19 protein-coding genes are annotated in these 21,794 nt (G+C 43.8%); 4 read left to right on the top strand and 15 right to left on the bottom strand.

The genetic code is table 11. From position 1 onward, the window contains the following. Nucleotides 1-190: 190 nt before the first annotated feature. From AC1XUD_RS20100 to AC1XUD_RS20160, 13 genes are all read right to left on the bottom strand, one after another. Nucleotides 191-1,039 carry an SMP-30/gluconolactonase/LRE family protein gene (locus AC1XUD_RS20100; RefSeq protein ID WP_483362812.1) on the bottom strand — a complete coding sequence of 283 codons (849 nt, stop codon included), beginning with the start codon at nt 1,037-1,039 and terminating at the stop codon, nt 191-193. A 177-nt stretch (nt 1,040-1,216) separates the two neighbouring features. Further along, nucleotides 1,217-2,350 (bottom strand): glycoside hydrolase family 76 protein, encoded by a 1,134-nt coding sequence (locus tag AC1XUD_RS20105; protein WP_483362813.1) that lies wholly within the window; start codon nt 2,348-2,350, stop codon nt 1,217-1,219. A gap of 101 nt (nt 2,351-2,451) precedes the next feature. Next, complete coding sequence (locus AC1XUD_RS20110; protein WP_483362814.1) at nt 2,452-4,140, bottom strand: PQQ-dependent sugar dehydrogenase; 1,689 nt, start codon at nt 4,138-4,140, stop codon at nt 2,452-2,454. Between the two features lie 141 nt (nt 4,141-4,281). Further along, a complete protein-coding gene (locus AC1XUD_RS20115) occupies nt 4,282-4,629 on the bottom strand; it encodes a nuclear transport factor 2 family protein (RefSeq protein ID WP_483362815.1) in 348 nt (115 codons plus the stop codon). A gap of 111 nt (nt 4,630-4,740) precedes the next feature. Continuing rightward, the gene (locus AC1XUD_RS20120) at nt 4,741-5,391 is read right to left on the bottom strand and encodes a cysteine hydrolase family protein (RefSeq protein ID WP_483362816.1); all 651 of its coding nucleotides are present in this window, start codon (nt 5,389-5,391) and stop codon (nt 4,741-4,743) included. Between the two features lie 100 nt (nt 5,392-5,491). Further along, nucleotides 5,492-6,019, bottom strand: coding sequence for a hypothetical protein (locus AC1XUD_RS20125; RefSeq protein ID WP_483362817.1), 528 nt, complete (start codon nt 6,017-6,019; stop codon nt 5,492-5,494). A gap of 157 nt (nt 6,020-6,176) precedes the next feature. Then, a complete protein-coding gene (locus AC1XUD_RS20130) occupies nt 6,177-6,926 on the bottom strand; it encodes an MBL fold metallo-hydrolase (protein WP_483362818.1) in 750 nt (249 codons plus the stop codon). Between the two features lie 4 nt (nt 6,927-6,930). Beyond that, a complete protein-coding gene (locus AC1XUD_RS20135; protein ID WP_483362819.1) occupies nt 6,931-8,016 on the bottom strand; it encodes an NAD(P)H-dependent flavin oxidoreductase in 1,086 nt (361 codons plus the stop codon). Nucleotides 8,017-8,027: 11 nt separating this feature from the next. Continuing rightward, complete coding sequence (locus AC1XUD_RS20140) at nt 8,028-8,408, bottom strand: nuclear transport factor 2 family protein (RefSeq protein WP_483362820.1); 381 nt, start codon at nt 8,406-8,408, stop codon at nt 8,028-8,030. 68 nt (nt 8,409-8,476) lie between these two features. After that, nucleotides 8,477-9,211: an SDR family NAD(P)-dependent oxidoreductase gene (locus AC1XUD_RS20145; RefSeq protein ID WP_483362821.1), complete on the bottom strand. Its 735-nt coding sequence runs from the start codon at nt 9,209-9,211 to the stop codon at nt 8,477-8,479. 7 nt (nt 9,212-9,218) lie between these two features. Further along, nucleotides 9,219-9,437, bottom strand: a complete 219-nt coding sequence (locus AC1XUD_RS20150; protein ID WP_483362822.1) for a tautomerase family protein — start codon at nt 9,435-9,437, stop codon at nt 9,219-9,221. 30 nt (nt 9,438-9,467) lie between these two features. After that, nucleotides 9,468-9,986, bottom strand: a complete 519-nt coding sequence (locus AC1XUD_RS20155; protein ID WP_483362823.1) for a YceI family protein — start codon at nt 9,984-9,986, stop codon at nt 9,468-9,470. Nucleotides 9,987-10,339: 353 nt separating this feature from the next. Then, nucleotides 10,340-10,912, bottom strand: a complete 573-nt coding sequence (locus AC1XUD_RS20160) for a Crp/Fnr family transcriptional regulator (protein ID WP_483362824.1) — start codon at nt 10,910-10,912, stop codon at nt 10,340-10,342. Between the two features lie 326 nt (nt 10,913-11,238). Here AC1XUD_RS20160 and AC1XUD_RS20165 point away from each other — a divergent pair, with 326 nt between their 5' ends. Beyond that, complete coding sequence (locus AC1XUD_RS20165) at nt 11,239-11,823, top strand: DUF4142 domain-containing protein (protein ID WP_483362825.1); 585 nt, start codon at nt 11,239-11,241, stop codon at nt 11,821-11,823. A 362-nt stretch (nt 11,824-12,185) separates the two neighbouring features. Here AC1XUD_RS20165 and AC1XUD_RS20170 read toward each other — a convergent pair whose 3' ends face one another. Next, nucleotides 12,186-14,321 carry a hypothetical protein gene (locus AC1XUD_RS20170; RefSeq protein WP_483362826.1) on the bottom strand — a complete coding sequence of 712 codons (2,136 nt, stop codon included), beginning with the start codon at nt 14,319-14,321 and terminating at the stop codon, nt 12,186-12,188. Nucleotides 14,322-14,479: 158 nt separating this feature from the next. On the opposite strand from AC1XUD_RS20170, the gene AC1XUD_RS20175 reads away from it, so the two are divergent. After that, nucleotides 14,480-16,996 (top strand): phosphocholine-specific phospholipase C, encoded by a 2,517-nt coding sequence (locus tag AC1XUD_RS20175; RefSeq protein WP_483362827.1) that lies wholly within the window; start codon nt 14,480-14,482, stop codon nt 16,994-16,996. Nucleotides 16,997-17,014: 18 nt separating this feature from the next. Here the strand turns inward: AC1XUD_RS20175 and AC1XUD_RS20180 are convergent, their stop codons facing one another. Continuing rightward, nucleotides 17,015-17,425: a RidA family protein gene (locus AC1XUD_RS20180; RefSeq protein WP_483362828.1), complete on the bottom strand. Its 411-nt coding sequence runs from the start codon at nt 17,423-17,425 to the stop codon at nt 17,015-17,017. 202 nt (nt 17,426-17,627) lie between these two features. Between AC1XUD_RS20180 and AC1XUD_RS20185 the strand changes: the two genes are divergently transcribed. Both AC1XUD_RS20185 and AC1XUD_RS20190 read left to right on the top strand, forming a co-directional pair. Beyond that, nucleotides 17,628-18,131, top strand: a complete 504-nt coding sequence (locus AC1XUD_RS20185; RefSeq protein ID WP_483362829.1) for a DUF7678 domain-containing protein — start codon at nt 17,628-17,630, stop codon at nt 18,129-18,131. 475 nt (nt 18,132-18,606) lie between these two features. Next, the gene (locus AC1XUD_RS20190) at nt 18,607-21,786 is read left to right on the top strand and encodes a SusC/RagA family TonB-linked outer membrane protein (protein WP_483362830.1); all 3,180 of its coding nucleotides are present in this window, start codon (nt 18,607-18,609) and stop codon (nt 21,784-21,786) included. The last annotated feature ends 8 nt before the right edge of the window (nt 21,787-21,794 follow it).

A 21,794-nucleotide genomic window follows, 5' to 3' on the forward strand; every position in this document is an offset into this window, starting at 1 on the left:
ATTTACTTGAAATAAATACTGAGATTTCCACGCATAGTACTAGTCGGCAACGACCCCCATCGTCGAGAATTTCAAAACATATCTTTTCGGTTGGGATTGAGCAGAAAATAGAATAGGGAAGCGAGTGAGATAATTACCCGCTTCCCTATTAATTTTTTGACTGCCTTGCTGCTTAGTTCAAACTAACAGTTCACTTAACTGAATAAGCCTTTACCGTATTATGGAAAAAAGTAGGAACAAATAGCACCTTGCCAGCTGGATCATATCCTACGTCCGCCGAATTAATCTTTTCGGCTGATGTATCCAGTTTAAGATGGGTTGACCCGTCAGCCGAAACGTGCCAGATTTTACCTCCCCATTCGGTTACGATATATGCTTTGTTTCCCAGGGCTACAATCCCGTCAATACCACCACCTACTTTGGCAATTGTGGTTAGTTGTTTGCTTTCCGGATTCAGACTCAAGAGCGTTCCGTCGCCATTACCGATCAGCAACTGGCCATTTTCGAACAACAACCCGTTCGTGCCTTTAAGCGGATCGCCCGACAATACAAGACTGACTTTTCCCTTATTAATCGCCCAGACCTTACTATCCTTCGAATCTGTCACGTATATAATTCCCTTTTTGCTATCAACAGTGATGTCATTTAGAAATTGGGCTCCTTCAATTGGGTACCTGTTCAGCACTTTACCACTACCAAGATCGATTTCGGCAACCTGGTTCATTTCAGTTACATAAAGTTTTTTACCGAGTATACCCATCCCTTTGGTAGAGTTGAGATCTTCTGTAAATTTTAGTTTGATCACCTTCCCGTCAAGGCCCACCTTTGCGATGAAGCTGCCCTTGTTTTCTAATTTAGGGCCTCCATTGATACATGCCACGTAAAGTACTTTTTGACCTGGATCAAACAGAACGGATTCTGGCGTCGTGAGCGTGGTATCAGTCTCCCATACAGGTTTCAAATCAATTGATTGAGCCTTCAGGTTTGTACAAAGACCAACAGCCAGGCCGGTCAGAAGTAAAAAAGATGATTTTAACATAGAATTGAATATTCAGGTTGATATTGAAAGCAAGGAATAGCCCCGGCCTTGCCAGATCCGGTTTTATATGATAGCCGAAACTGACGTCTCAATATAAAGCCATATTCGACCTTTAGCTACTTTTCCTATATATTATGCTTTAACATTAGGCGCAGTTTTTTCCAGGAATTCACCCAATCATTTCAAATTATACCGACTTTCCAACCAGGCATATCGAGCCAGTATTTCCAGCATTCCGCCTTGCTCAACCAAATTTTGCACTCCATTTTTATCAACGAATAAGCCCTGATCATTTTTCTCATTTTCGAGGGCGTGATCCAAAGCTTTTTTGAAGCCCGAGATGTATTTGGTGTCTTTGTTGTATTTCAACAAATGCTGGTAGCCTCTCAGCAATACTGCATTAAACCAGTAATCGTCTCTGAATTTATCTTTTCCGTAAAAGAATGAGAGGGCGCTATCAGCAATGGCATTTGCCTCCAAAAGGTATTTTTTCTCGCCCGTTATTTCGTACAAATACACGTTTGATTGCAGCATGGTGCCGGTGTTATATGAGAATGCCGGACCCTCGACCTTCCCATCTTTTGTTTTGATATTGTCCTCGTACAGTTTTGACGGGTTTTGTAATTTCTCGTTTGTCCATTTGTAAATTTTCAGTGCAGTATCGAGATAAGCCTTATTTTTTGTTGCCTGATACATTTGCAATGCCACCAAAATACCAGGGCCATTCGAACAAGTGTTTTTAGAGGTTTTGTCGCCCTCTTTCCAATATATGCCTCCACCCAAAACATCATCGTATCCCGTCATAATAAAATCATACATCGCCTTGCCGAGTTCCAGATCAGATTTCTTGTTTTGTCGTGCATATGCGTCCAAAGCAGTAATGCCAATCCATTCATTATCATCGTAATAGCGCTCTCCCGGTTTTAATGTCATGATATAATCGGAATAGCCGGGCTTTGGCGGGGCAGGATCATAATAATAATTAATGTTTTTCAACAAAGGCCCCATCAGATTAGCTTTCGGATCCAATTTTTCGATCTCGTTTGCAGCCTGATAAAGCGCACATAACGACCACAAATAACTATATTCCCTCAGATAGCCGTTTTTGTTTTCACGCTGAGCAGGATCAACAACGACAAAATAATAACCGGACGCCTTATCATAAAAATTCTTGTCAATCGCCGTTTGTAACGATTGAAGTTCTCTTTTATAACGGCCGTCATTTTTTACCTGCTCCTGGGCAAAACCGAAATTTGAAAATCCGGTCAGGAATAGTACGAGCAGGAAGCTTTTTTTATTGATTGTTGTCATTTAAAGTATCAGTAGATTAATTTCAACAAGGTTAAAAGTCTGAATATACTTCTGTTTTAAGTAATCCCGCTCTACCAGAAGCCATTTGATGGCGAGTTATATCATTTTCCCTTTCGCGTAGTGGCAACCTCAGCCGCGGTAACTGCGCTGGCACTATTGCCAAAGCTGTTTCGGACATAAGTCAAGACGTCGGCAATCTGCTTATCATTCAAAAAGCTATGAGACGGCATCACGTTGCTATATCGCTCCCCATTGATATCAACCCCGCTCATACCTTTCAGAATTATATTGATCAGCTGACTTTTGCTTCCTAAAACAAAATCGGTTTTTATAAGAGGTGCATTCAAATTTTGAACGCCACCGCCGTCAGCCTGATGGCACACAACACAGTTTTTAGTATAAACCGCTGCTCCTGCTGTATAGGATGTTTTAATGGCTGCCGGAATTTTGTTTTCGATCTTTTCTGGTTTGGCAGCCGTGGTAGGAGTGGTGCCGGCAACGGTGACTTGACCTATATTCGCTTTGCTATACGTAAACTTGTATATGGCGCCTTTTGAATCATCGCTCACATAAAGTGATCCGTCAGGCCCTTGGGCTAATCCGCAGGGGCGGTGATCGGCACGCCCGGATGCTGTCTTTTCCGGCGATCCCGAAAAACCATCTGCAAACACTTCCCACTTACCAAAGGGTTGTCCATTTTTGAAAGGCTGAAAAACAACGAAATATCCTGCCTGAGGCTCCGGTCCACGATTCCATGAGCCATGAAACGCTATGAAAGCACCATTTTTGTATCGCTCAGGAAACTGGTCGCCGGTATAAAAAAGGATATCATTCGGGGCCATATGTGCAGGATAAGCCGCCACCGGGTCTATATATTCCGCACTGCCTTCTTTTTTACCATCACCCCCATATTCAGGTGCCAGGATTTTTTTATGTTGCATCGGATCGTAGTAAATGTAAGGCCAACCGGCGTTATCACCTTTTTTCAACGCATACATACACTCGGCCGGTAACTCAGCATTCTGTTTGCTGTCATACAGGTCGGGAAAGAGGTTGTTGAGCTGGTCGCGGCCATGTTGCATTACGTATAGCTGGTTTGTTTGCTTATTCCAGTCGACCGCAACCACGTTCCTTAGCCCTGTTGCATATCGAACTCCATCGGCATAGGTCTGGTTTAGTTTATCGGGTTTAAATTGCCATACGCCGCCGGAAGTCTCCAGTAAAGGGCAACCAGCCTGTCCCATTGAACCTTTCTTCCTGTCTTCGGTCTGGCATGAGTTCGATGGGCAACCGATAGGGATATACATATTGCCCGCGTTATCCATCATAATAGACTTGGTTTCATGAGTGCCCTTGTCTACTAGTCCCGTAACAATTTTTTCGGGCGCCTCAGTATCTATCACCTGCTCGCTGGCATCCACCTTGTAGCGGAAAATCTCTGAGTTGGAGGAAACATATAAATAGCCCTTATATAACTGCACACCCGTCCCTCCATAGTTGCCAAAACCAGATTTAACTGCCGCTTTTCCATCACTTTCCTTCAATACCAATGTCCCCTGACCGTTGACAGGCGCGGCTAATCTCGCATAGATATTCCCTTTGGGTGTCACAATCAGATGTCGCACTTTGCCGATACCCTCAATAAGCTTGACGGCCTTGAAACCTTGAGGAGTAGTCAATCCCGCGTTGGGAAGATCTTCCTGGTTGTTTTTGGGGATCACTAATGATGACAAGGTTAACGTAGCAATCAGTGATAATATTAATAATCCGGTGGCGTAGGTTTTCTTCATGGTGTAAAGCTGGTTGCCAGGTATATAAGAGTTTAATCAATCTTTGCAAACATTCCAAAAGTGAATATCTCCGTTTTGATTTATTGGTTAGGTATCAAATCGGGCCGCAAGATATTGCTGAATTGCACTATTAAAAATAGCTTATTTTGATTCAATAATCATTTTTCTAACTTTCCCTTCTTCAAAAGTGTAAACATGAATTACCTGGCCATCGCTCAGCACCTGACCATTTAAGTCTTTAATTACCTGATGAACATCCACCGCAATATCCCCGTTTAGCCTTGTATGAAAAGATACAGGCTCTACCTTTGGGTCAATCTCCTGCCACTGACGCAACCAATACCCCCGCACTTCGTCATGTGCTTGAACATAGCCGCCTTCCCATCCATTTGGCCAAATTACGTTCGCGTGAAGATGTGCTAAAACCGCATCAATATCCCGTTCGTTAAAATCCTGATAAAGCCGACTTAGTGTTTTTTGATGGTCCATAGTTATTGAGGTTAAGAACAGATCAAAACTAAACCGAAGTCGATATAGTTGCGTGTCAGTATGGCTTGAGATTATGTGTGATTTACTTGAGAAGACGGCGATTTGCGGTCTTTACTGATGAGACTTGTGTTGAGGACCGATGTTCGGCAGTGCCTCGATCAGTTCGCTTGTAGTGAGTAATGCATGGGCATATGTTGGCCCGTTGAGTTCATGTGCGGCATGCATCATTTCCTGTGTAAAGGCGGCAGTGGCATCTTTAACAAGCGTAACATGATAGCCAAGTTCCATTGCAAAACGGCAGGTGCTTTCGACACATGTATTTGCAAGTAAGCCAATGGAGATTACATGTGATATACCTCGTTGTTTGAGCAACATGTCCAGATCGGTATTGGCAAAACCACTTTGAGCCCAGTGCTCCTTTACGATAATATCCCCCTTTTGCGGAACAAAATCCGGATGCCATTCTCCACCCCATGTTCCTTTGGCAAATGTATGCCGATCCATGATACCCACCTGGGTAGGGTTGGGGTATTTCCAATGTTGATAATCACCGGGTTCCCATCTTTTATGAGGAACGATAAATACCTGGATACCCGCATCGCGAACTGCTTTTACTATTGTCCGCAGATTATTTAACAGATTATTAGCCTCGGCAACACCTTTCACTTTCGGCCAGATTTTTCCACCCTCCGACAGAAAATCGTTATAGGGATCTATAAGTAGCAATCCTGTTTTTTCACGTTCATAAGTTTGTGTTTTCATTTTATATCTGATAAAGATTCTGATTGAGCTCATTAATTTCACTCCAGTTGCTGTAATTTCATTACTTCGCAATTGAATGACTATTCATGACAAAACTTGACTACGCTCTCAGTGCATGACGTTCAATACTTTGGGCAAATAGCGGCGTTTCGGTTTGGTTGTGATAAATAGATATCGGCTGGCGCTGCGACTTGAACACATCAAAAGGCAATCCCTGTTTATCAAGAAATCTTGTGAACTCTTCTGTCGGTCTTGACTGTACCCGATTCGTAAATTCGCATGTGCTATCATCAATTTTTTTGACGCTCAATTCCCATTTAACCTGAATCGTGACACGACCGTTGGGTGTGAAAACATCTGAAATTGATTCCAGTATCAAGTGCGTCGGTTCGGCCAATTTTTCTATATAGTGTTGAACCATCAAACTCCCACCAAGAACTTCCACGTTTATCGACATACGTTTGCCTTCGGGTGACGTTGTAAAACCGGCAGCAATATGCGCTGGTGAGCATGCCTGATATTCTTTTTCGCTCAGGGTAAAACACCATTCCGGAATATTGACTTTTTCAATTGGTGCGTTGACGATAGCCGAGAAGCTCGAATCAACAATTATTTGATCACTTTGCATGACTTATATTTTTTGAAATGCGTATTAAATTATAGTATTACTATCGCACAAATGGGAGGATTATTGGCTTGATATTGAACATATTACCAAAAGTTCATATCGGCCAACCAAGCTTCGCCCTCAGATTTTCGACTAAAATTTCCCGCTGATTCTGATCTTACAATTCAGTTTTTAAGCCTGCGGTCAGGATATTCAATCTGTCGACGATTCCCACAGCGGTAAAGGATTGACGAAGCATTTCGCCAGTTTCTGTGTAATGCGACCAGCCTTCGAAATGCACTGGGATGATTGTCGCCGACGGAAATGCAAATGCGGTATCAATTGCGTCATTAGTGCTCATCGTTACGCTGAAGGGGCCACGGGGCTTGGCAGCGCCTGCAAAAATGAATACGTAATCTGGCTTAAACCTTTGAGCAACTTCCTTTACACCGTCATAGAAAACTGTGTCCCCGGTGACGTATATCTGCGCACCTTTGGAAGAAACGATAAAGCCAATCACCTCTCCGGTAAGATGCTCACTTCCAGCTGGTCCATGCCTTGCTGGTGTTGCCGTAATGGTGACTTCATCATTTAAAACGATACGCTCCCACGGCGACAAGCCAATCGCGTTGTCGCCTAATCTGTCGGCACCAACTTTGGTGGTGAATGTTTTTGGGACTGATTTTAGAAATTCCCTTCCCGCGTTGTCCAAATTATCTCCATGCTGGTCATGACTGAGCAATACCGCATCAATTTTTCCAATATCCGCTTTGGCAGGTCCCGCGGTTTTTTGATACGCGGGCTTGTCATTGATGGTAAACATTTTGCCAGCGGGATCAAGGGTTGGGTCTGTCATCAGGCGTAGACGACCAATTTCCAGTATAGTCGTGGGGCCGCCCAGGTATATAACACTGACATTTTTTTTCATAACGTCATGATTTTAAATTGTCGAAATATGCTGTGGTTTCTTCAATCAGGGACTTCATCAATTCGCCTGCTTTGGTGTGTTTCAAAACGGGAGCAATTTGGCCTCCCCAGAATAATATCATATCCAGCTTTTCCTGCTCGATAGCCGCTTGCCGCAAAGGCGCTATAAACTGTGTCTGAAGCGGAAAGGGTAAAAGTTGACTTTCCTTCTGATACATATCCCTGGAAATACGACTGGTTATTCCCCTTCCCAACCGACCCGTGAATGCACGTGTCAGGGAGGTATTTGCAGCAGCATCCGAAAAAAGCATCTGTTTGTGAATCGCGCTTGCATTCGATTCGTCCGTAGCCAAAAAAGCAGTGCCAATTTGAGCCGCATCTGCACCCAGGGCAAGTGCAGCAGCGACACCTTTTCCATCAGCAATACCGCCTGCGGCGATAATCGGAGTTTTAACCTTTTCCTTAATTAATTGAACCAGCACAAACGTCCCAAAGGTCGACGATTCCGCTGAGGCGAGAAACGATGGTCGGTGCCCGCCTGCTTCAAAGCCGGAAGCAATAATCAGGTCCACTCCGGCAGCATCCAATACCACGGCTTCGTCTAAAGTGGTCGCCGCGCCGATAGTAACGATTCCAAGCCGTCGGCATTGCTCTAAAATATCTGCCGACGGAACGCCAAACATAAAGCTGAAAACCGGCGGCCGCTGGTGCAGGATTACTTCAACCTGGTTTTCAAACCGGGTTTTGAACGGAGCCGGTTTCTGCGGCAGAGCTATTCCCAGCTCGTCAAAATAGGGCTTGAATAATGCTTGCGTTTGCTTAAAATCTTCGTCTGAAACCGTTCCGTCGATTGCGTCTGAATCCGAAACCCACAGGTTGATATTGTAAGGTTTTTTCGTCGCCGATTTTAGCTGCCGGTCAACCTCAATGATCTCGTGAGGGCTTAAAGTATATGCGCCGAAACCTCCAAGGCCTCCCGCATTTGACACCGTCGAAACGAGCGCTACGGACGATAAATTGCCACCGAACGGGCCTTGCAGGATAGGATACTGAATACCCAGTTTATTCGAGGCTTTTGTTTGATACCACATAACTTTCAAAGTTAACTAGCCACGTCTGTCAGCATCTTTGTAACGATTACCCAGCGTACATCAATTTTATGAAACGCCAGGAACTCATCATAATTAAAATCGTACATTTTCACATGTAGCTTTGCAACGGCAATAGAATTAACCACATCAATTGATATGATGGTCCCTTTAAATGGCTTGCCGGAATCTTTCACACTTTGGCGGTTTTTTACGGCGTCAAGATATTCTTCGAGCGTTTTGGCATAAGGCTGTTCCTTTACATCGCCAAACAACAACGCTCCGGGATGGAACGTGCTTCCAAGGATTCTAATATCACCTTCGTAAATACCTTTAAAATAATAATCCTCCAGAACCCTGGTAATGGCCAATGAATCTTCCTGATTAGTTTTCATTTCGTTAAAATGTTGTGCTTTAAATTCCGGCAAAGCCTGGGAAAAAGCGGTTAATAAGGATATCGGAATTAATTCAGGTTATGCCCTGCGGTGAAACCGCCATCAACATTGATAATCGCGCCGTTTATGAAGTTGCTTTTGGCAACTGTATATACAATTTCCGCAACATCTTCCACTTCTCCTACACGGTTAAGTAAATGTAAGCCAGCGCTTTTGTCGGCATCTTCTCCATGCATTGGCGTGCGGATTGTACCAGGAGCGATGGTGTTCACTCTAATGTTGTCCTTACCAAACTCTGCTGCGAGTTGGATCGTAAGTGCATGTATAGCGCCTTTGGACGCCATTTGTGCAGTGATCGGTACCCCACCAAGCCCATGGTTAACCAGCGGAGTGCCAATATTGATCACCACCCCGCCATGCTGCTTAAGCATTTGTGGAATAATCGCCTGAGTCGTGAAATAGGTGCCTTTCAGGTTTGTGTCCAGAAAACGGTCAAGGTACTCTTCGTCTACTTCGAGGAATGGCTTGGTTTCGAATATCCCTGCGTTGTTTATCAGTACATCGGCTGTTCCGAATTTTTCAACCGCAGTAGCCAACAGCTTTTCGCCAGTGCTTTTCTCGCTTACATTTCCGACTACCATCGCGAGGTTTTCGCCAGCTCCCAGTTCATTATAAACTTGCTGTAGTTTATTTTCAGTCGTCGAATTGATCACGACATTATCACCGTTTTTCAAAAAGTGGCGGGCTATCTCTTTCCCGATACCTGAGGAGGCGCCGGTCACTATTATTGTTTGCTTTTTCATCGTCATTTTATTTTTTATCGGCTGTGATACCTTTTTCTCTCAATACCGAAACCTGTTCTCCGGCAAACCCCCAATCATCCAGTTCAATTTCCTGAATCACGACGTGAGTCAATTGAGGGTCTTTATTTAATACGTTGGTAATGAGCTCTGTTACGCCTTTAATGAGGCTTTGTTTTTGTTCTCTCGTAACCCCCTCACGGGTTACTTCTATTTTCACGTATGGCATGGCCTTGATTTTTTATGCAAAATTTGCCGGTTAAGCAGCTTTTGCGGTGATACTTACATTTAGTTCAAAATCGTTGTAGATCAACGTATCGCCCAGGTCTTTAAAGAAGTTGCCAGAGCGGAACTTCATATTATAATTGGTACGGTCAATAATCAATTGGCCAGTCGCCGTCAACTCGTTGTCGTTCACATGAATTGCTGCGTCAAATGACACCGGATGCGTGATGTCTTTGATTGTCAGATTGCCCTCGATATGAGTACCTGAAACTGACGTAATTTCTAACGTTGCTTCCGGATATTTTTCCAAAGAGAAGAAATCATCCGATGCCAGGTGGCCGAAGAATTGCGCGTTTAATGCCGGGTCAGATATATCCAATATCTTGATTGAAGTTGTGTCGATAATGAACTTACCACCAATGAGTTGACCGTTGTTTAAACTTAACTCACCCGCTTTGATAGTTATAGTACCATTGTGCGCACCAGTAACTTTTCTGCCGATCCAATCGATGTTGCTTTCATTGCTTACGATTTCAAATTTTTGAGTTTCCATGTTTTCTGTTTTGTTTAAATTGTTCATCAAATTTCGCCCGCATTTTTGAGCCAGTCGTGTGATGTAGATCACATTCGAAGGGAGGGTTGAATTATGTGATGTAGATCACTTCCGCCGATTATGGGTAGTGAATTGTCAGAATGATCAGATCGTCTTATATCAAGAACTGGAATCTATGGAAATGGCGCCCAAGACGAGGCCGCTATCGGGGAATACCGGTAGTTATTCTGAAGAGTTAAATATCGACTCTAAATGTATAAGTGGTGGCTACGCCAGACCTATATGTCTGCGATTGGCGGAGATTGAATAAGTCGGCTTACCGGAGCTTCGGAAACCGGATTTCTGAATTCTGTTCAGGGATGATACAGGCGACTGAGCGTTTCTCTTGAAACACCTAAATACGCAGCAATAAGGTTTTTAGGAACCAGATTGTAAAGTTCGGGATATTGTTTGAGAAGCTCTTCATAACGGGTTTTTACATTGTTGTTCATAAAAGATAGAAGTCTTTTTTGAGCGGCAACATATCCCTTGTTTGTTCTCCACCTAAAAAAACGCTCAACGGTGCTAATTTCACTGCAAAGCTTTTCCCGGTCGCTGTTGGTGATGTAGAGCACCTCGGCGTCCGTCACGCAGTCTACGTTAATGGTCGCTTTTGTATTGTTATACAGCGCGTTGTAATCTGACGCCCACCATGTTGGCATGGCAAATTGCAGAATAAACATTTTCAGATCGTCGTTGATATAGAAAGTCTTCAAACAACCTGATATCACAAAATATTCACGCTCTACATGATCACCTTCGGTAATTATCGCCTGGCCTTTTTTAAATGATTCTCTTTTAAAATGTGAAAAGAAATAATCAAACTGGTCGTCTGTTAAGGTAGTTAACTTGGCCACATGTTCTTTTAATTTTTCCTTCGCTTCCATGTTCGGTTTGAATATTTTCTCCTGCGATTTTAAAGGTAATAATTCCGTCAAAATTACAGACACCAGTGTTTCAGTAGTTGATAATTTATATCAAAGGAGTCCGGACTATTGCGGCCATCGCCGAGCCCGTCATCCGAAATTTACTTATTATTGATGCGATTGATGCAGAAATTACCCAATATGGATCGGTTTTGAAAGAGCGACGAACCGGGATGTGAGCCAAACCACTAGATCCAAGTGGGCACGCTTTTTTATGTTTAGGTGGTATCTGTGACGACATTGTACGGCGCAGCAAATTTTATCACCACTTAAACAATTCGTTAAAAATGAGAAACATACCAATATTTATGACACTTGCTACCGTAGCAATGTTATATGGCTGCGGGCCAAAGTCGACTGAAGCGACAGACACAACCGAGTTCGCCGACAGTACTAACGAGGCGCGCGCCGACTCAAATGCTATGGATTCTGAATCTGCCAGCGTAGAAGACGACGCTAAATTTGTAGTGGAAGCAGCGAATGGTGGAATGGCAGAAGTTGCATTGAGCAAAATAGCGGTGGAAAAAGCCACTGATCCTAAAGTGAAAGAATTTGCAAAGCAAATGATAACAGACCATTCGAAAGCAAATGATGAACTAAAGGCACTAGCCGCCAGTAAAAATATTACGCTTCCTTCGGCGCCAAATGAAGAAAAGCAAAAGGATGCTGCGGATCTGGGCGGGAAGAGTGCAAAGGATTTTGACGAAGCCTACATATCGCAGATGAAGAAAGATCACGATAAGACGGTGAAACTTTTCGAGGATGCGCAGAAAGATGTGAAAGACACGGATCTTAAAGCCTTTATCGACAAGACCTTACCGGTTATCAAAGCACATGGTGAACACGTAAAAAGTCTGGATAAGTCAAAATAGTTAGAGACAAGAGTTTTTGAGGTTGGCGGTCACGGTGTGGCCGCCAACTTTCTTATGTACGGAACGCCTCAACAGCAGGAATTTTAACATCAGTATGGGGTACTCCAACAGTACAAGCAATGTTAGTAATGTTCTGCCTATGACTCAATAGCTCGTTGATGAGAATGCGTGAACAAGAACCAAATCGTCAAACAATTTAACTCAGTTCCTGATATACCCAAAGGGACGCGGCGGAGAGGGAGATTGGCCGGTTTAGGTATGGGGCCTCTCGCACATACATTTGCGAGCGCGAGAGGAAAGTTAAAATAGTTGAATCCGGCCCCGTTCCGAAAGCTTCGAAGATATTGAGAAACGCTGCTTTATTATTTCGTGTCACCCGATTTCAGCAATCCGTGATAATATGCCATATAATATGGCAGAAGAAAGAACGTACCTTCATGTTCCTCGTGACCATCTCCTTCGGAGGCCAGCAAAGCAAATCCATCACGATCCTGACGCACATGGCCGCGCTCGTCGATCGGCAAGGCATAGCTGTCAACCCGCCATCCGATATTTTCTTTTTGCATAGGGGAAGTATCGAAAACTACATCCAGTCGGTGGGTATTGTCCATGGTATATCCGATCAGATCCAGCGGAATTTTCTGCAGGTTTTCGAGGATGAATTCGGGGTGGTGATTTCCTTTATAATACGTTTTGACCACCTTGCTGGCATAGAGTCTGTTTTCAGGGAATAGGCCTTTGTTCTCAAACATTTTCTCGTCGGCCTGCCGGGTAAAGCCATTGGCAAGCGAAGCATATATGGCATCCCAGAATGCGTTTTTTTGCTTGCTGATATGCTGCCAGGCAATTTCAAGCGACTGGCGGTACATCAATATCAATGAAGGATCTGTCTCGTAATTAAGCAAACCGTAAAAGCTCATCAGACACAGGTTATTGTCCCAGGGAACGACGTTTTCAGGCGGGAAAAATTCCTTCGGGTGCATAGCATTGATATGATAGTTGTATTTATCACGCAGAATTTTTGCTTCCTGATCATATTTTTTGTCGCCCGTAACATGCTTTGCCACATTCAAAAACGACAACATTATCATCGAGTTGAGGCCCCGTTGATCGTAACCATATACCGAATTGAAATACTCCGGCGAGAAATCACCCCAGCGTGTTACCTTCCCGTCGTGGTCTACCAGCTTATATCCGTGGCGAATTAAATGGTCGGTGATATCCCCAACCACGTCACGTACGGCCTGCTTTTCTTCTTCAGTTTTTGCGACCAGATCATAATAAATCCCATAGAAGAAAAAATGCCCTGCCAACTCATCTGAGCTCGTGTCACATTTCCAGTAGTATTTCCCGTCTTTGCTTTTTGGAAAACGGGGATATATGTCTTTCCACATCGGATCATTCTGCTGATGGCGCAGGTTAGCCTCGTGGCTATATATCTCATTCACAGGCTCGTGCCAGTCGACGGGGATAATTACCCGCGCCGGAAAACCCTTTTCATGGGAAATATCAACCAGCCATTTGCAGGATTTGAAACTGCGGTCAGCCAGTTTTTTTGCCTCCGGATCGCCGGTTGCTGCATATCTGAACGCTTGCGCGGCACCATACATAGCAGTGTACATGCCATCATTATCGGAAATTGCGACCTCAGAACTGGCTACATTAAACTGTTCTTTCAGATGACTTTGCGCAATAAAACCCATTCGGTTATGACGCTCTTCCACTTGCTTCGTGAAAATTCTCGCCTTTTCTTCGAGTGACAATTTTGTTGGAACAATTTGGCTCACACCCTTATTCGTCCCGATCCAAACCGACCCGTTATTTGGTGCTATTGCAATGCTATTTACCTGATCATCAGGCAGCCATCGACGACTAAATCGATATTTGAATTCGTTATTGTCAACTTCAATAGCGCCTTTTTTTGTGCCAAACCAAACAATTCCATTTGGCCCGGCCGCGGCACAAGTGAACTGATTATACGGTAAACCTTCCTCGCCCGTAAATAAATTCCATGTTTTTCCATCTGTATATCCAACTCCCTCTTCCGCACCAAACCAAAGACGTCCCTTCGAATCGACAGCCAGTGCCGCCACATTTCGAAGTGACCAGTTGTACCTAGCATTTTTCGGGAATATTCTTTCCGATTCCTTTCCGGATTTATAAAAATACAATCCGTCTTTGCAGCCTATCGCATATCCATCCAGATAGGGTACGGTCGACAGAACTTGTGGCCCAAGCATAGCAGGTAAGTCGGGTTTTGACGCTCTTTTTTCATTGGGAACCGTCACCCATTTTCCGTTGCTGAATTGCACCGATTTTTCTCCAACCAGCGCTATTGGCTGATTATTTTTCAATGTTATCCAGGAGACTTTTCCTTCTGGAAATCCATCTTTAGGCGAATGGATGGTTACTACTTCCTGAATAAATTTCTGGTCAGGCACAGTCTGAGCCAACAGGTGAAAGGGTAGAAGCAACAGCCAGAAAATGAAAGATTTCATGGGGTATATCGGTGAGATTTCAGGTAGATCAATGATTTCAATACGCTGTGCCAACGTAAAGAGGCTATTGTAATCTTTCTGTTATCATATCATTAATACTAAGTATCGAAACTGTCCAATTTGCTTTCTTTGGTAGTCGAACAACCACAGAGTTTTCCATGGATTCAAGAAGAGAATTTTTAAAAAAGGCCGCCATGTTGACCGGCAGCGCAGGAATGATAAGTTTTTTGCCGGAATCGGTGCAACGCGCCATGGCCATTCATCCCGACCCGGGCACTACCTATCTGGATGCCGAAAATGTGGTTATTTTGATGCAGGAAAACCGTTCGTTCGACCATACATATGGCAAACTCCAGGGAGTTCGCGGCTTCAATGATCCCCGGGCAATTTCGTTGCCGAACAAGAATAAAGTGTGGCTTCAGACCGATAAAAAGGGAGATACATATGCGCCTTTTCGATTAGATATTAAAAATACCAAAGCAACCTGGATGCACGATCTCCCACATTCGCGTGAATCGCAGGTGGATGCTTATAATGGAGGTAAGTACGATAAATGGCTGATTTCCAAAAGGTCCGGGCACAAGGAATATTCGGATATGCCGCTCACCCTTGGCTATTATGACCGCGAAGATTTGCCGTTTTACTATGCGCTCGCCGATGCATTTACCGTATGTGATCAGAATTTTTGCTCGTCAATGACTCCGACACATCCAAACCGTTATTTTCTGTGGTCAGGAACGATTCGTGAAAATCCAGATATTAATTCGCTGGCCGTGGTGCGGAACAGCTATTTTTCTATTAACAAGCCTGTCAAATGGAAATCATTTCCGGAGCGTCTGCAAGAGGCTAATGTAGCGTGGAAATTCTATCAAAATGAAGTGGGCGCGATTATGCAATTTCATCCCGGGCTCGGTTCCTGGTTAAGTAATTTTGGTTGTAATCCCCTTGAAAGATATGAACAATATCACGTCAAATCGTCTGCGGACTATATCCATTATGCAAAATTGGAGGTTGAAAAGCTGAAAAAAGAGTTGCCGGAGTTAAAGGAAAAGCTGGCTACCGCTTCTGTTGATGAAAAAATCAAACTTTCCAAAAGTTACGATAATCAGTTAGATCTGCTCGAAAAATATGAAGCTGACCTTGCCGAATATAGTGAAGAAAATCTTAAAAAATTCTCGGTAGCGGAACGCGATTTGCACCATCGTGCCTTTGTTTCCAACCGCGAGGACCCGGATTATCTCAAATTGAGCACCATAACATATGAGGAAAACGGAGAAAAGAGAAGAGTACAGGTTCCGAAAAGTGATATTTTTTATCAGTTCCGAAAAGATGTTGATGAGGGGAAATTGCCCGCAATTTCCTATCTGGCTGCGCCTCAGAATTTTTCCGATCATCCATCAGCACCTTGGTACGGCGCTTGGTACGTTTCCGAAACACTTGATATCCTGACAAAGAATCCTGAGGTTTGGAAGAAGACAATTTTCATTTTGTGTTATGATGAAAACGACGGATACTACGACCACGTACCGCCATTTTCGATTCCCAATCCGTTTAAGCCAGATTCCGGAAAAGTTTCAGATGGCATAGATATAAAAGTTGAATATGTAACACTGGAACAGGATGAGTCGCAAGTGCCTAAGCCGAACGCACGGGAAGGTGCTATCGGACTGGGTTTCCGGGTGCCGCTGGTCATTGCTTCACCCTGGTCGCGAGGAGGCAAAGTTTGTTCTCAGGTCTTTGACCACACATCTATAATTCAGTTTCTGGAAGAATTTGCGAGCCATAAATCAGGCAAAACGGTAAAGGAAACCAACATATCAGAGTGGAGGCGAACCATATGCGGCAATATCAGTTCCGTTTTTCATCCATATGATCCGTCGACCTACAAAAAGCCGCAACCTGTCAATCGTGACGAATTTGTAATGACCATCCATAAAGCACAATTCCGCGATGCGCCTTCGAATTTTAAGGCGTTATCATCGAGCGAGATAGGGGAGATTAATAAGAATGGATCGATCAGCCCCTACTTGCCGAAGCAGGAACCGGGCACGCGGCCCTCGTGCGCTATTCCATATGAGCTGTATGTAGATGGCAATTTATCCAAAGACAAAAAAACTTTTGAAGTGACAATGCACGCTGGAAATAAGATTTTTGGAGAAAAATCCGTCGGGGCTCCGTTTATTATTTATGCCATGAACCCGTATCAAAATGAAGAGTCACGAGTTTGGAATTACGCAGTTAAAGCGGGCGATACTTTAAAACAGACCTGGCAGGTTTCAGATTTCGAAGGCGGTAAATATCATCTAAGGGTATATGGCCCTAATGGATTTTTTCGTGAGTTTGCAGGTGATGCGCGGGGCTCAGATATTATCGTAACCAGTGCATATCATAAAGACAAAGCGGGAAAACCTTCAGGTGATTTGCAATTCACCGTGAGCAATAATGGTGGAAAACTGACCGATATATCTTTGGTTGATAATGTTTATGGCGATAAGCCACTAAAGTTGAAAATGGTGGCTGGCGGTAAATCCACCGGCACCATGAAACTGGGCAAGCATCACAATTGGTATGACATCAGTATCCAAATCGACCAGTCGGGAGAAATCAGGCGATATGCAGGGCACGTTGAAACCGGAAAGGAGAGCGTAACAGATCCTTTCATGGCAAGAATCTGATATGAAGGTAATCGCAGGTTATTTTTCTTCCTTGAAAGCAACTGCTTCAATTTCAACCAGATAATTGGGATTGGCCAAGCCGGCAACGACGATACCAGATACAACGGGAGGGTTTTTCAGTTTTGTCAGAAAACTCTGAGCACCTTCAAAACCCTTCCGTACATCCTGGCCTTGCACAATATATATGGTCAGTTTAAAGAGGTCATCTAATGTTGCATCACTTGCCTTCAAGGCAATTTCAAGATTGCCCAGTATATATTCCGTTTGCGCGGTGATATCGCCCTTTCCGACTATTTTCAAGTCGCTGGTTATCGCGTTTTGACCGCCGATATAGATGGTACTTCCCCTTCCTTTTGTGATCGCAACTTGCGAAAACGCCGGATTTTTCAGCAGTTCATCCGGATTTAGAAATTCAATGTGTGAGCTCATTATCCAATCGTTTTGGTGTTGATTTTTACCGAAGCAAAATATGTGCCTGAGTGCTATTAATAGTGAGTTTTCTTACATTCTCAGTTTCCAGATTGTAATAGGAATAAATCTAAATTTGCCAATGAAAATGCAATTTCCGTGATTTTGATGGCCAAGTGTTCCAAAGGGATGTAATTTTGAGATAAACTCATCTAATAGCCATATGATCCAACAAAAACGACTTCCTAAAAGCATCAGGCTTACTGATGCCCAAAGCAAGCGGCTTCAGGAGCTGAGTGAGTTGGATGGCTTGGACACACGCGAGCACGCAATCAGGGCCATTGATGAATATTTAAGTAAGCAGAGAACAGATATCATCCCCCCCAAGGAAAGCGAGATCAGTGCTGATTTTAAAGAACTTACACCTGATCCAAACACCGCCGGCGCATTCTGGATAACCGGCGTAGTGGGCAGATACGAATTTTCGGCGATGGTCTTAAAGCTGCCAGCCAAATACGGAATAGATAAAGGCAGACTCTTCAAGCTATTCATTTACGATCCGGTTGTATTGGAAACAACAGGCAGTTTCATAGGCTCATGCATTGTGAACTATGACAAAGGCTGGGATATCAGACCGAGTAAAATCGCTGAACCTTACTACAATAAAGTGAAAGCAATGCTGGATCAATCTGCAGAGAAGTATATTAAGAAGGGGGGCTCGAAGTAGCATTGATTTGCACTCGGTGGTGACATGGCGTTATTCCCAATTTTCAGTATTCAAATAATCGCATACTTCCTATAAATCAACGACCGATTCGAGCAATTTCGAACACTCGGCTGTTTTTTGACATATATCCGACCCGATCGCGACCTCCATATATGTTATTGGTTCTCAAAGGTTGATGAAAACCTAGCGCTGTCCGATCAGCTTTTGATTTTTCTCCTGAATTCAAATTCTAAAAATAAGACAAATTGAAGTATTTACTCTATAATATCGATAGATTATATGACTTTTAATTCATTTTTAATATGTTTGCAGAATAATATTTGAAATGCATAATATATGTCGTCTGTATGGTGTATAAAACAGAATAAAATATTGAATAATTTCCGATATTGCTAATATCGTCCCGTGTGTTTTAATACTTACAAAAGTTTATTTTTAAATTAGTAGCTCTCACCAATCTAATAAAAATGCAAATATGAAAAAACAACTCCTCTTTTTATTGATACTGACATTTCTTATGACAGGATACGTCAGTGCCCAGCAGCGGGTTATATCAGGAAAAATTGCCGATGCTGGTGACGGCTCGCCACTTCCAGGTGCTTCGGTGGCTGTAAAAGGTACTTCTGCCGGTACATTATCCGACGTGAATGGTGCATTTAGTCTTAATGTGGATGACAATGCTTCTGTGCTCGTGGTCTCTTTTATCGGCTATCTGGCTCAGGACGTGACTATCGGGAACAGCAGCGAAATTAATGTGGCTCTTCAGGTCGATACTAAAGTGCTGAACGAGGTGGTGGTTACCGCTTTGGGCATCTCGCGCGAAAAGCGTGCCCTGGGTTATTCTGTACAGGAGATCAAAAGCGAGGCGCTGCAAACCAGGCCGACCAACGCTTTGAGCGCACTTTCCGGTAGAGTGGCGGGGTTGCAGGTAACTGCTTCAGGCGGTAATATGGGTGGTTCTTCTCGTGTACTTTTGCGCGGGATCAATTCCATATCAGGAAACAATCAACCTTTATATGTAATCGATGGTACGCCGATCGACAATGCAGATTTGAACAGCGCGGCGACCAGTGCGGGAAGTGGTGGGAAAGACGTTGGGAATATGATCCAGGATCTGAACCCCGATGATATTGAGAATGTGTCGGTTTTGAAAGGGCCTTCTGCAGCAGCACTTTACGGTACGAGAGCCGCCAACGGGGTAATATTGATCACTACTAAAAAAGGAAAAGAAAACAGCAAGGTCAACGTAACGTTGAACACGGGAGTCGAGTTTGAAAAGATCGTTCGACTGCCAGCTCGTCAGAAGTTATATGGCGGTGGTTTTTCCAGTACCTTCCAAAAAGCGAACATCGGCGGAACAGATTTCAACATTGTTGAGTATGCAGTGGATGAAAGCTGGGGGCCGAAACTGGACGGAACGCCGGTGTTACACTGGTATAACCTTGACCCGGAAAATACTGCGGAATATCTGAAACCCCAGCCTTGGAGTTATCCTAAAAACGATGTTCACAGTTTTTTTGAAACGGGCGTGGCCAACACGAACAGTCTTGCGATCAGCGGTGGAAATGCAAACTCCACTTATCGACTATCTTATACCAATAAAAACGTGAGCGGTACAGTTCCTAATTCGTCTCTGAAACGGAATTCGATCAATTTTTCGGGATCGTCGCAACTGGGTAAGGTCAAGATTTATAACAATTTCAACTATATCAAAAATACTTCAACCGGCCGTCCGTGGACAGGCGCAACGAACCGTAACATTATCCTCGAAGCATTTCAATGGGGACAGGTGCAGGTGGATTATGACAAGTTGAAAAACTATAAAAGGGCTGACGGAACGCAGATTTTGTGGAACAGAAGCGGCTATCAGAATACACCGGCAGGGGAGGCGGCCAAGTTTATCGACAACCCGTACTGGTCTGCATATCAAAGCTATATGGACGAGAATCGTGATCGTTTTTATGGTAACGTAGGTATTGTTTATGACGTGAATAGTTGGCTGAAACTGAGCGGAAAAGTGAATGGAGATATATACCAATATCAATATCAGGACCGTATCGCTGTATATTCACGTACGCAGTCGCAGTATCAGGAATACAACAACAATTTTAGCGAGTTTAATTATGAGTTATTGGCTTCTGCAAACAAGAGCTGGGGAGATATCTCATTGAATGTCAATGCCGGAGGAAATATTATGAACCAGAAACGTCGGATCAGCGATGCTGTGACGCAAGGTGGATTGATCATTCCTGAGTATTACAATCTTAAAAATGCGAGCTCGGTTTTGGTGAATTCCAATGCATATCAAAAACAGATCAACTCCATTTTTGGAAGTTTCTCGTTTGGCTGGAAAAGTTTGCTCTTCGTAGATGGTACCCTTCGTAATGACTGGTCATCCACATTGCCAATCGGGAAAAATTCATTCGCATATCCTTCATTGACAACGAGTTTGATTCTGAGTGAATTGAATGGTGTGAAAGATATCGCCTGGCTGGATTTTGCAAAAGTTCGTCTGGGTTGGGCGCAGGTTGGTAATGACACGGATCCTTATCAATTGCAGCGCGCGTATGAAGCAAGCCAATCTTTCGACGGACTGCCTTCTTACAAACTTCCAACTCAGCTGAATAACCAGTCGCTGAAGCCTGAAATTACAAGTTCATGGGAAACAGGTGTTACTATTCAGGCCTTCAAAAACAGAGTTGGTTTGGATGTTACATATTACGATAACGTGAGCCGCAACCAGATCATCAATATCCCGGTTTCTTCTGCTTTTGGTTACGATTCCAAAGTGATCAATGCGGGTAAAATCAACAATAAAGGGATTGAAGTTACGCTCAACGCTACACCGATTCGTCAGAACGGTTTTGAATGGAATACTACCCTTAACTGGTCACGGAACCGCAACAAGGTTATTCAACTGGCGCCGGGTGTGAACACGTTTCAGTTAACAAACAGTCTCGTTACGCTGGTAGCGCGTGAAGGCCGCCCATATGGAGAAATTCTTGGTAACGATTTCATCTATACAACAGATGGACAAAAGGTAATCAAAGCGGACGGAACTTACGATCGCGGACAGCAGCTGACCCCACTGGGGAGTGTTCTGCCGAAATATCTGTTCGGGTTTCAGAACAGTTTCAAATACAAAAACTTCAATCTTGGCTTCCTCATCGATGGTCGAGTGGGAGGGAAATTCTTTTCGCAAACTTATAAAGTCGGTATGTATGCGGGGGTTCTTGACAAGACCGCGGCCAATAACGTTCGTGAAAATGGTGTAATTCTCGATGGCGTAAAAGGAACGGTAACTTACAACTCCGACGGTACTTATTCGGTGAGCAATATCACCGCAAACGACACACGAATTACCGCACAAGCATGGGCGCGCGGTGAATATAGCGGTCCGACACCTCAGACAATCTTCGACGCAACATTTGTGAAATTGAGAGAGGTTACTTTCGGATATAGTTTGCCGTTGTCAACCAAGGCTTTGAAGCAAATCTACTTTGGAGTATATGGACGAAATCTGGTGAATGTATATACCGCCAGCAAATATATCGATCCGGAATTCACGAGTAGCGGTGGTAACATTCAAGGTGTGGAGGGTGGAAATATTCCGTTGCCAGCCACTTACGGACTTAATGTGAATTTTAAGTTTTAAGGCGCTAT

Source organism: Dyadobacter sp. HNCC25DJ184, from assembly GCF_056895215.1.

What these genes read in the sequence shown, in the direction of transcription:
- AC1XUD_RS20100 (WP_483362812.1), bottom strand. Translation starts at nt 1,039, where the DNA reads ATGTTAAAATCATCTTTTTTACTTCTGACCGGCCTGGCTGTTGGTCTT.
- AC1XUD_RS20105 (WP_483362813.1), bottom strand. Translation starts at nt 2,350, where the DNA reads ATGACAACAATCAATAAAAAAAGCTTCCTGCTCGTACTATTCCTGACC.
- AC1XUD_RS20110 (WP_483362814.1), bottom strand. Translation starts at nt 4,140, where the DNA reads ATGAAGAAAACCTACGCCACCGGATTATTAATATTATCACTGATTGCT.
- AC1XUD_RS20115 (WP_483362815.1), bottom strand. Translation starts at nt 4,629, where the DNA reads ATGGACCATCAAAAAACACTAAGTCGGCTTTATCAGGATTTTAACGAA.
- AC1XUD_RS20120 (WP_483362816.1), bottom strand. Translation starts at nt 5,391, where the DNA reads ATGAAAACACAAACTTATGAACGTGAAAAAACAGGATTGCTACTTATA.
- AC1XUD_RS20125 (WP_483362817.1), bottom strand. Translation starts at nt 6,019, where the DNA reads ATGCAAAGTGATCAAATAATTGTTGATTCGAGCTTCTCGGCTATCGTC.
- AC1XUD_RS20130 (WP_483362818.1), bottom strand. Translation starts at nt 6,926, where the DNA reads ATGAAAAAAAATGTCAGTGTTATATACCTGGGCGGCCCCACGACTATA.
- AC1XUD_RS20135 (WP_483362819.1), bottom strand. Translation starts at nt 8,016, where the DNA reads ATGTGGTATCAAACAAAAGCCTCGAATAAACTGGGTATTCAGTATCCT.
- AC1XUD_RS20140 (WP_483362820.1), bottom strand. Translation starts at nt 8,408, where the DNA reads ATGAAAACTAATCAGGAAGATTCATTGGCCATTACCAGGGTTCTGGAG.
- AC1XUD_RS20145 (WP_483362821.1), bottom strand. Translation starts at nt 9,211, where the DNA reads ATGAAAAAGCAAACAATAATAGTGACCGGCGCCTCCTCAGGTATCGGG.
- AC1XUD_RS20150 (WP_483362822.1), bottom strand. Translation starts at nt 9,437, where the DNA reads ATGCCATACGTGAAAATAGAAGTAACCCGTGAGGGGGTTACGAGAGAA.
- AC1XUD_RS20155 (WP_483362823.1), bottom strand. Translation starts at nt 9,986, where the DNA reads ATGGAAACTCAAAAATTTGAAATCGTAAGCAATGAAAGCAACATCGAT.
- AC1XUD_RS20160 (WP_483362824.1), bottom strand. Translation starts at nt 10,912, where the DNA reads ATGGAAGCGAAGGAAAAATTAAAAGAACATGTGGCCAAGTTAACTACC.
- AC1XUD_RS20165 (WP_483362825.1), top strand. Translation starts at nt 11,239, where the DNA reads ATGAGAAACATACCAATATTTATGACACTTGCTACCGTAGCAATGTTA.
- AC1XUD_RS20170 (WP_483362826.1), bottom strand. Translation starts at nt 14,321, where the DNA reads ATGAAATCTTTCATTTTCTGGCTGTTGCTTCTACCCTTTCACCTGTTG.
- AC1XUD_RS20175 (WP_483362827.1), top strand. Translation starts at nt 14,480, where the DNA reads ATGGATTCAAGAAGAGAATTTTTAAAAAAGGCCGCCATGTTGACCGGC.
- AC1XUD_RS20180 (WP_483362828.1), bottom strand. Translation starts at nt 17,425, where the DNA reads ATGAGCTCACACATTGAATTTCTAAATCCGGATGAACTGCTGAAAAAT.
- AC1XUD_RS20185 (WP_483362829.1), top strand. Translation starts at nt 17,628, where the DNA reads ATGATCCAACAAAAACGACTTCCTAAAAGCATCAGGCTTACTGATGCC.
- AC1XUD_RS20190 (WP_483362830.1), top strand. Translation starts at nt 18,607, where the DNA reads ATGAAAAAACAACTCCTCTTTTTATTGATACTGACATTTCTTATGACA.